The 7,903-nt window shown below is 61.4% G+C and carries 9 protein-coding genes and 1 pseudogene; 5 read left to right on the top strand and 5 right to left on the bottom strand.

All coding sequences use genetic code 11. The features are described from left to right. Positions 1-333 precede the first annotated feature (333 nt). Positions 334-1,140 carry a response regulator gene (locus tag FS320_RS33965; RefSeq protein ID WP_152716807.1) on the bottom strand — a complete coding sequence of 269 codons (807 nt, stop codon included), beginning with the start codon at positions 1,138-1,140 and terminating at the stop codon, positions 334-336. Between the two features lie 228 nt (positions 1,141-1,368). On the opposite strand from FS320_RS33965, the pseudogene FS320_RS49940 reads away from it, so the two are divergent. Next, positions 1,369-1,509, top strand: a pseudogene (locus FS320_RS49940) (NepR family anti-sigma factor); the annotation flags it as partial. Between the two features lie 34 nt (positions 1,510-1,543). Further along, the gene (locus FS320_RS33970) at positions 1,544-2,089 is read left to right on the top strand and encodes a sigma-70 family RNA polymerase sigma factor (RefSeq protein WP_152716808.1); all 546 of its coding nucleotides are present in this window, start codon (positions 1,544-1,546) and stop codon (positions 2,087-2,089) included. 89 nt (positions 2,090-2,178) lie between these two features. On the opposite strand, the gene FS320_RS33975 is transcribed toward FS320_RS33970, so the two are convergent. Beyond that, the gene (locus tag FS320_RS33975; protein WP_009494036.1) at positions 2,179-2,352 is read right to left on the bottom strand and encodes a DUF1328 domain-containing protein; all 174 of its coding nucleotides are present in this window, start codon (positions 2,350-2,352) and stop codon (positions 2,179-2,181) included. An 89-nt stretch (positions 2,353-2,441) separates the two neighbouring features. Here FS320_RS33975 and FS320_RS33980 point away from each other — a divergent pair, with 89 nt between their 5' ends. Then, positions 2,442-2,753, top strand: coding sequence for a hypothetical protein (locus FS320_RS33980; RefSeq protein ID WP_152716809.1), 312 nt, complete (start codon positions 2,442-2,444; stop codon positions 2,751-2,753). Positions 2,754-2,803: 50 nt separating this feature from the next. Here the strand turns inward: FS320_RS33980 and FS320_RS33985 are convergent, their stop codons facing one another. Together FS320_RS33985 and FS320_RS33990 are read right to left on the bottom strand one after the other, a co-directional pair. Then, positions 2,804-3,664 (bottom strand): SDR family oxidoreductase, encoded by an 861-nt coding sequence (locus FS320_RS33985; RefSeq protein WP_152716810.1) that lies wholly within the window; start codon positions 3,662-3,664, stop codon positions 2,804-2,806. Positions 3,665-3,794: 130 nt separating this feature from the next. Next, the gene (locus tag FS320_RS33990) at positions 3,795-5,126 is read right to left on the bottom strand and encodes a solute carrier family 23 protein (RefSeq protein WP_152716811.1); all 1,332 of its coding nucleotides are present in this window, start codon (positions 5,124-5,126) and stop codon (positions 3,795-3,797) included. A 164-nt stretch (positions 5,127-5,290) separates the two neighbouring features. Here FS320_RS33990 and FS320_RS33995 point away from each other — a divergent pair, with 164 nt between their 5' ends. Then, positions 5,291-6,310, top strand: coding sequence for an alpha/beta hydrolase (locus FS320_RS33995; protein ID WP_152716812.1), 1,020 nt, complete (start codon positions 5,291-5,293; stop codon positions 6,308-6,310). 9 nt (positions 6,311-6,319) lie between these two features. Here the strand turns inward: FS320_RS33995 and FS320_RS34000 are convergent, their stop codons facing one another. Continuing rightward, a complete protein-coding gene (locus FS320_RS34000; RefSeq protein WP_152716813.1) occupies positions 6,320-7,267 on the bottom strand; it encodes an NAD(P)/FAD-dependent oxidoreductase in 948 nt (315 codons plus the stop codon). Positions 7,268-7,567: 300 nt separating this feature from the next. Between FS320_RS34000 and FS320_RS45450 the strand changes: the two genes are divergently transcribed. Continuing rightward, positions 7,568-7,729, top strand: a complete 162-nt coding sequence (locus FS320_RS45450) for a hypothetical protein (RefSeq protein ID WP_153885363.1) — start codon at positions 7,568-7,570, stop codon at positions 7,727-7,729. Positions 7,730-7,903: the final 174 nt, after the last annotated feature.

The raw sequence follows: 7,903 nt of genomic DNA on the forward strand, positions 1-7,903 counted from the left end.
GGGCTTAGGCCCAACCGGATATAAGGTGATGCGGACGAACGGTTCGCATGAGCGCCATCGGGCTCAACCTCGGAGATCACGGCAGCACCTGCGACCAGCACTTGACTGACGTATCGGCCCATATAAGGGGGATAAAAAAGCTGGGAACCTTTATTTTCGAAAAGGCGTTCTTAAAGCACCGGCCTCCTGGTCCTCCCCGCATTCCCCTTGTGCATTGGCCGGCACCTTAGACGGGCTTATGAGCCCGTCTTTTTTTGCCTCTAATACACCATTATAAAAGAAAAGCCCGGCCAATGGCCGGGCTATTACTTGGTAATCCTATCAGCCTGGAATTCAGGCCGTTGCGGCACGAGTCTCACGGCGCCGGGCACTCTGCTGGAAGAACAGAGCCTGACTGATCACGGCGGAGACGTTGGCCGGCTGGAAGGGCTTGGCGATCAGGAAGGCCGGTTCAGGCCGCTCACCGGTCAGGAAGCGCTCCGGATAGGCCGTGATGAAGATCACCGGCACCTCGAAGGCCTTGAGGAGATCGTTGACCGCATCGAGACCGGAGCTGCCGTCCGCAAGCTGGATATCCGCCAGAATCAGACCCGGCTGCTTGGCCGAGGCGAGCTTGACGGCTTCCGTCCTCGTACGGGCGACGCCCGTCACGTTATGGCCGAGGCCTTCGACCAGGGCTTCGAGATCCATGGCGATCAGGGGCTCGTCCTCGATGATGAGGATGTCCGTTGCCATGTCGGCCGCGAGTTCCCGGCCCGCCTCGTCGACGAGTTCACGAACGGTCTTCGTGTCGACATCAAGGATCTGGCTGACCTCTTCCTCTCCAAAGCCTTCAAGGCAGGACAGGAGGAAGGCCTGTCGGGGGAGCGGGGTGATCTGTCCGAGACGGACTTCCGCCGGCAGATCGCGCTGGATCTGCTCGCTGCGACCGTTCACCGACAGGGAATTCCAGATTCGCGTGAAGACCTGGAAGAGCTCGACCTTCACGTTTCCGGAAGGACCGATGGTCTCAGGCTCGCTGACGAGGGTTTCCAGGGTGGCGGCCACATAGGCGTCTCCAGCCATCTGGCTGCCTGTGAGAGCGCGTGCGTAGCGGCGAAGATACGGTAAATGCTGGACGACAAGCTGCGCTGTCGACATTCGCTTCCCCTTAACTGTGCTTTTGACTCGTTGTACCGACGGTCCATTCAACGTGGCAAAGCTGCAAAAGTTCCATGAATGGAACCGCGTGGAGTAACGAGCGTTATTGCTCGAAAACTAATATATGGATATTGCCAAGGTTGGCTATCCCTCTGAAGAATATGGGATGGCAAGGGGACGACGATGACGGTTGAAAAGGGGAAGAAGCTTGCTCGGTCCATTCTGGACATGTCCGTGAACGATAAGCTCACAGCCGATCCCAAACTCGACAGCGGCAGCCAGAAGCGCATCGGCGACCAGCTTCGCGCCATGTATGACGAGCTCATGCAGCAGCCTGTTCCTGACCGTTTCAAGGAACTGCTCGATCAACTGGACAGGAAGAATGGGGAAAGGGCGGGTCTCAATGACCCCAGAACCCGAACCAGAGTTACGAGAGGCACTTCTCGCGGCGGTTCCCAGCCTTCGGGCCTTCGCCATCTCGCTCTCGGGTCAGGTCGACAGGGCAGACGACCTGGTTCAGGATACCCTCCTCAGGGCTTTGGCCAATCTGCATCGATTCGAACCAGGGACGAATCTGAATGCTTGGCTCTTCACGATCCTGCGCAATCTCTTCCATTCCGAGTATCGCAAGCGCCGCCGTGAGGTCGAGGATCCGGACGGATCCTATACCGGGCGCCTCAAGGTGCAGCCCGAACAGGGCTCTCACCTGGATTTCGAGGATTTTCGCAGCGCGCTCGCCAAGCTCCCCTCCGACCAGCGTGAGGCATTGCTTCTGGTCGGCGCCTCCGGGTTTTCCTACGAGGAGGCCGCGCATATCTGCGGCTGCGCGGTCGGCACCATCAAGAGCCGCGTGAACCGCGCCCGCTTTCGTCTTGCCTCCCTGCTGAACGTCGAGGACATCGACGACCTGGGCCCCGACAGCATGACAAGGGCAGCCCTGCAGGGCTGAACGCCTGCCACGCCTTCCGCATCGTCAATGGCGCAAACGAAAACGCCGCCCTTGCGAGGCGGCGTTTGCGACCAGAATGCCTGTCGGCCTCACATGGGGCTTCGTCCGCGCAACAGGCCGATCACGGCCGAGATGGCGAAGAGGACGATCGCAACGAAGAAGATCAGCTTCGCGATCTCGACGGCTGTACCGGCAATGCCGCCGAAGCCGAACAGAGCTGCGACCAGGGCGATGATGAGAAAAGTGACTGCCCAACCGAGCATGGTGTTACCTCGCTAACTGTACAATCGACTACAAGCCGACGATGTTCAAACAACGCCAAGCGCGACTGTAGGGTTCCATTCCAGGAACCATGATCAACGGTTTCATCGATCGTTCAAAAGTATTCCTGCAGGCTTTCATTCACATGGAACTCGCCTTCGACCCATACGTTTTCCAGATCACTTGGGAGAGATGGTCAATGACTCGTTCAATTGCCCTTCGTGCATTTTGTATCTTTGCCGTTGTTACTGCTCTTGCGGCCATTACAGGCGCGGCCTCTCAGGTCGAAATCGCCGAAATACTTTTCCTGATTGGCGGCTCGCTTTCAGCCGTCATGCTTTTCTTTGCCTTGACGGCACCAACACGAAACCTCGTTCCGGTTCGTATCCGTCGCAGACGCTGATCAACCTTCGTTTTTGGAGAGGGCGGCTCTTTAGAGCCGCCCTTTTCGTTTCAAGCCTCCGTTGGATCGCCGCCATTCGGATGCAGGACCGAACCGGTGATGTAGGATGAATCCTCGCAGGCCAGGAACAGATAGGACGGCGCCACTTCGTTGGGCTGCCCGGGACGCCCCATGGGCGTGTTGGCTCCGAACTGCTTTACCTTCTCGGGCGGGAAGGTCGAGGGAATGAGCGGCGTCCAGATCGGCCCCGGCGCCACGCCGTTGACCCGGATCCCGTCGCTCGCAAGCTTCTGCGCCAGCGAGCGCGTGAATGCGACGATGGCGCCTTTGGTGGCGCTGTAATCAAGAAGATCCCCGCTGCCGCGATAGGCTGTCACCGACGTGGTGTTGATGATTGCGGACCCTTTCTTGAGGTGCGGCATGGCCGCCTGCACCATGTAGAAGTAACCGAAGATGTTGGTGCGGAAGGTGCGGTCGATCTGATCGGGCGTGATCTCGCCGATATCCTTTTTGGGGTGCTGTTCGGCCGCGTTGTTGACGAGCACGTCGAGTTTGCCGAAGCGCTGGATGGCCTGATCGACGGCAGAGCGGCAGAAGTCCGGATCGCCGACATCTCCGGCGATCGTCAGGCACAAGCGCCCTTCCCGCTCGACGAGACGCTTCGTCTCCTGCGCATCCTCGCCCTCGTTCAGATACAGAATGGCGAGATCGGCACCCTCGCGTGCAAAGAGAACGGCGGTCGCCCGCCCGATGCCGCTGTCGCCCCCGGTGATGAGGGCAACCTTCCCGTTCAATCGATCGCTGCCGGGATAGCGGGGTTCGTAATCGGGCCGCGGATTCATCTCGGTCTCGCGACCGGGCTGTTGGTCTTGGAGCTGAGGCGGCAGAGTCTGTTTTTCGTCGGAGCTCATGGCATCATCCCATACGAGATAAGGATGCGGACCTCCGGCCGGCCGGGATTGAGGACGAACCATGCACGACGAAGCCCGCGTTGATCCTCAACGCGGGCTTGAAACGCGTGTTCCTGGAAAAGGATCGTGCCTATTCCGCAGGATGCGGGCGCTCGGCGGTCGCAGGCGTCATCCGCAGCAGGTGGTAGAGGATGATGGCGCCGAAGGTTGCGGTGCCGATACCATCCAGGGTGAAGCCCGCGACGTTCAGCTTGAAGTTGCCGGCTCCCAGGACGAGCGCGACCGCCACCGTGATGAGATTGCGCGGGTTCGAGAAATCGACCCGGTTCTCGACCCAAATCCGACCTGCGGTGGCGGCGATGAGGCCGAACACCACGATGGACAAGCCGCCGAGCACAGGCCCCGGAATGGTGCCGATGAAGGCTCCGAACTTGGGCGACAAACCGAGAAGCAGCGCGAACCCGGCCGCGATGATGAAGACCAGCGTCGAGTAGATGCGGGTCACGGCCATCACGCCCATGTTCTCGGCATACGTCGTCATGCCCGTGCCGCCGGCGGAACCGGACAGCATGGTGGCAAGACCGTCGCCCATGAAGGCGCGGCCGAGATAGGGATCGAGGTTGCGGCCCGTCATGGCGCCGATGGCCTTGATGTGCCCGAGGTTCTCCGCCACGAGGATGATCGCGACGGGCGCGATGAGGCTGATCGCCCGTGCGTCGAAGACGGGGCTCTGGAAGGTCGGCAGGCCGAACCAGGCGGCCTGGCCGATCCTGGCGAAATCGATCGGCTGCCCGAGGCCCAGGACATTGGCGCAGATGTAGTAGATCAGGTAGCCGGCGGCGCCACCGATCAGCACGGGCAGACGGCGCATCGTTCCCGGCGCATAGACGGCGACGAGGCCCACCGCCACCACGGTGGCGAGCGCGATCCAGCGCGCGAAGTCACTGCCGGCCGCATTGTCAGGGGTGACGCCCGAGGCGCTGCTGATCGCGATGGGCGCGAGCACGAGGCCGATGGCGGCGACGATGGCGCCCGTGACCACCGGCGGCATCAGCCGCTCGATCCAGCGATGCCCCGCCATCTGTACGACGAGGCCGATCAGGAAATAGAGCGCACCCGCCGCGATGATGCCGCCAAGCGCCAGGGCAATGTTCGGGTTGGGGCTCCCCACGCTCGCGCCCGTGGCGACGAGGACGGGACCGATGAAGGCAAAGCTCGACCCGAGATAGCTTGGGACTCGGCCGCCCACGACGAAGAAGAAGATCAGCGTCGCCAGGCCGGAGAACAGGATCGAGACGTTGGGATCGAAGCCCATCAGGATCGGCGCCAGCACGGTCGCGCCGAACATGGCGACCACATGCTGCAGACCCACGACGATCATCTGGCCGGTCGGCAGCCGTTCGTCCGGCATGATGACGCCTTCGATCTTCAGGCTCCATCGCGGCAGGAAACTGTTGGTCATGAATACTCCCCCAAGCTTTGACTTTTCGACCTGCACCGTAGACCCACGGTCACGGGAATGGCTAGGTGTGAGAAGGACTTATTAACCGCCTCGAACGCCCGGATTCTGGACAAGTGCCCGTTCGGGAGCCACATCTTGGACGATCAGGATCGATGAGGATGACGATGCGCAAGGACCATGATGTGCCGGCTGGCACGGTGCACAGCCTCTGGCTCGACAGCCACTGCCTCAGGGACAACCTTCTCGGAGACCCGTCCTGCCGGCGGATCGATGTCTATGTGCCCGCAGGCCAGGACGGCCGGAACTTGCCCCTTTTGGTGGATCTCGTCGGCTACACGGCGGGCGGGCCTGCCCATACCAACTGGAAGAACTACGGCGAGAACGTGCCCGAGCGCCTCGACCGCCTGATCGGCACCGGCGCCATGCCGCCGGTCGTCGTGGCCTTTCCCGATTGCTTCACGCGCCTGGGCGGCAATCAATACGTGGACAGCACCGCCATGGGGCCGTGGGAGACCTTCCTCATCCGCGAGATGCTCCCCTTCGTCGAGGGCCGCTTCGGCTGCGGCGGGGACGGACGCCGGGGCGTGTTCGGCAAGAGCTCGGGCGGCTACGGCGCTATGGTCCATGCCCTGCGGCATGGCGGCTCGGTCTGGTCGGCAGCGGCCTCCCATTCAGGCGACGTGGGCTTCGAATACCTCTACCATCTCGGCGAGTTCGCCGGGGCGCTGCGCCACCTCGTCGACCACAACATGTCCATCGAAGCTTTCTTACGCAAATTCGAGGCCGGCCCGAAGGCGAAGGACAAGGATTGGCATGTGCTGATGCTGCTCGCCCAGGCCGCGACCTTCGATCCCGATCCGAGCCAGTTCTACGGCGTCCGCCTGCCGGTGGATCTGCAGACCTGCGAGGTCATCGAGGAGCGCTGGTCCAACTGGCTGCGCTGGGATCCACTGCGCATGGTCGATCAGGGCGAGCATCAGACAAACCTGCGCAAGCTGAAGGCCTTATTCATCGATTGCGGCGACATCGACCAGTACAACATGGTCTATGGGTCGCGGATCATGCACCGGAAGCTCGAGGCCGCAGGCATTCCTCACACCTATGAGGAATTCCACGACGACCATTCCTCGGTCGATTACCGCATGGACATCAGCCTACCGCTTCTCGCGAAGGCCCTTTCCTAAAGGGCAGCATCACGCCCCGCCTGGCTCATCCTCGGTCGGCAATTCACAGTGATTGTGAATATGGGTCGCCGCGAGCGCCGCATGGCCCATGCCGACCACGATCTGGTCGAGACCGCGGACGATGTCCCCGGCGGCATAAAGGCCTTTGATGGTCGTCTGGCAATGATTGTCGACGATCAGGCTTCCTGAGCGATCATGCTCGGCGCCAAGCGAGATCGCGAGGTCCGAGCGATATTTCAGCCCAAGCGCCGAATAGAGCACATCGAAGCGGTGCGCCTTGCCGCCCATATGCACGGCGGAAATCCGGTCGCCCTCCATGTCGAGCGACTCGACGGGGGTTTCCGCGATCCTGATGTCGTGCTCCTTGAGCTTCGCCCGCTGCTCAGGGCTCAGCTCCAGGGGTTGCCCCAACGTGAGCAGGGTCACGTCGCGGGAATAGGTGCGGGCGATGAAGACCGCCTCTCCTATCCCGTGGGAGCCATAAGCAATGACGGCGATCTTCCGATCCCGGGACTCGTAGCCGTCGCAGATCGGGCAATAGCGAACGAGGCCCCGCTGGACGGCATTGGGCACGTCCGGCAGATCTGGCTCGATATCGACGGAGCCTGTGGCCAGCACCACGCGTCGGGCCGCGATCTGATTCATGCCGCTATCGTTGTCCTCCACGACCCCGATGAAGTGGCCCGGCTGCTTGCGTAGACCCGTGACCCGTCCGGTCTGGATCGTGGCTCCATATTGCTCGAGATTGGCGCGGGCCCGTGCCAGGATATCCTTGCCGGAGATGCCTTCCGCGAATACCGGGATGTTGTGGCTGGTGGGGATCCAAGCCGCCCGGGACGTGCCGCTGTCTACCACCAGGAACCGGCGCTTGAAGCGGGCCAGATACAACGCCGTCGTCAGCCCCGCCGGCCCTCCTCCGATAATGAGGCAATCCAGGATATCCCCATTCGACCCCATTCCCACCCAACCCTCCTGACGAACACAGAAGTCACAACACACGAGAGTACGAAAAGATCGAAAATTGCTGAGCCGCACCAGTTCCAGCTTTCAGGTCATTTCCGTGGTCTAACCTCACACGATGCCGCGCATTTATTTGGCATCGTTCTGCCAAATCCGATTCATGGCCCCCGGGCGTTTGACCTGTAAGCGAATAGCCGCATCGCATCGGCTGGTGACAGCTGCAACGTTGATCCGATCAAAGGTCAATGAACCCATTTAAATGTTATATCACTGGCATGCCATTGGGGGAGCTCTGCCATGGCTGATGATCACGATTCGTCCAGCAACACCTCCTGCTCTCCTGCAGAACTCAGGTATGCCATTCGCTCGGCCCGGGCGGTTGTCGAGGCTTTGATCGCACGCGATGGCATGCCGCCGAAGAAGCGGCCCTCCGCACCTGCTGTGATTGCGATCTCTTGATCCACACGATCCGGGATTTGGCGCAATGGCTGCAGGATCCCTTCAACCAGCAGACCGTATGTTCGTTGCCGGTGGAGGTGGCTCGTCCCAAGCTATGCGATGAGCGAGGGTTGCGCTGGATGGGCCGGCGCCGAGCCTCCCGCACAGGGGACGAGCCATGCAGCAGAAGAGCAA

This window comes from Microvirga tunisiensis (assembly GCF_009296175.1).
Lineage (GTDB): Bacteria > Pseudomonadota > Alphaproteobacteria > Rhizobiales > Beijerinckiaceae > Microvirga > Microvirga tunisiensis.

What these genes read in the sequence shown, in the direction of transcription:
- FS320_RS33965 (WP_152716807.1), bottom strand. Translation starts at nt 1,140, where the DNA reads ATGTCGACAGCGCAGCTTGTCGTCCAGCATTTACCGTATCTTCGCCGC.
- FS320_RS33970 (WP_152716808.1), top strand. Translation starts at nt 1,544, where the DNA reads ATGACCCCAGAACCCGAACCAGAGTTACGAGAGGCACTTCTCGCGGCG.
- FS320_RS33975 (WP_009494036.1), bottom strand. Translation starts at nt 2,352, where the DNA reads ATGCTCGGTTGGGCAGTCACTTTTCTCATCATCGCCCTGGTCGCAGCT.
- FS320_RS33980 (WP_152716809.1), top strand. Translation starts at nt 2,442, where the DNA reads ATGATCAACGGTTTCATCGATCGTTCAAAAGTATTCCTGCAGGCTTTC.
- FS320_RS33985 (WP_152716810.1), bottom strand. Translation starts at nt 3,664, where the DNA reads ATGAGCTCCGACGAAAAACAGACTCTGCCGCCTCAGCTCCAAGACCAA.
- FS320_RS33990 (WP_152716811.1), bottom strand. Translation starts at nt 5,126, where the DNA reads ATGACCAACAGTTTCCTGCCGCGATGGAGCCTGAAGATCGAAGGCGTC.
- FS320_RS33995 (WP_152716812.1), top strand. Translation starts at nt 5,291, where the DNA reads ATGCGCAAGGACCATGATGTGCCGGCTGGCACGGTGCACAGCCTCTGG.
- FS320_RS34000 (WP_152716813.1), bottom strand. Translation starts at nt 7,267, where the DNA reads ATGGGGTCGAATGGGGATATCCTGGATTGCCTCATTATCGGAGGAGGG.
- FS320_RS45450 (WP_153885363.1), top strand. Translation starts at nt 7,568, where the DNA reads ATGGCTGATGATCACGATTCGTCCAGCAACACCTCCTGCTCTCCTGCA.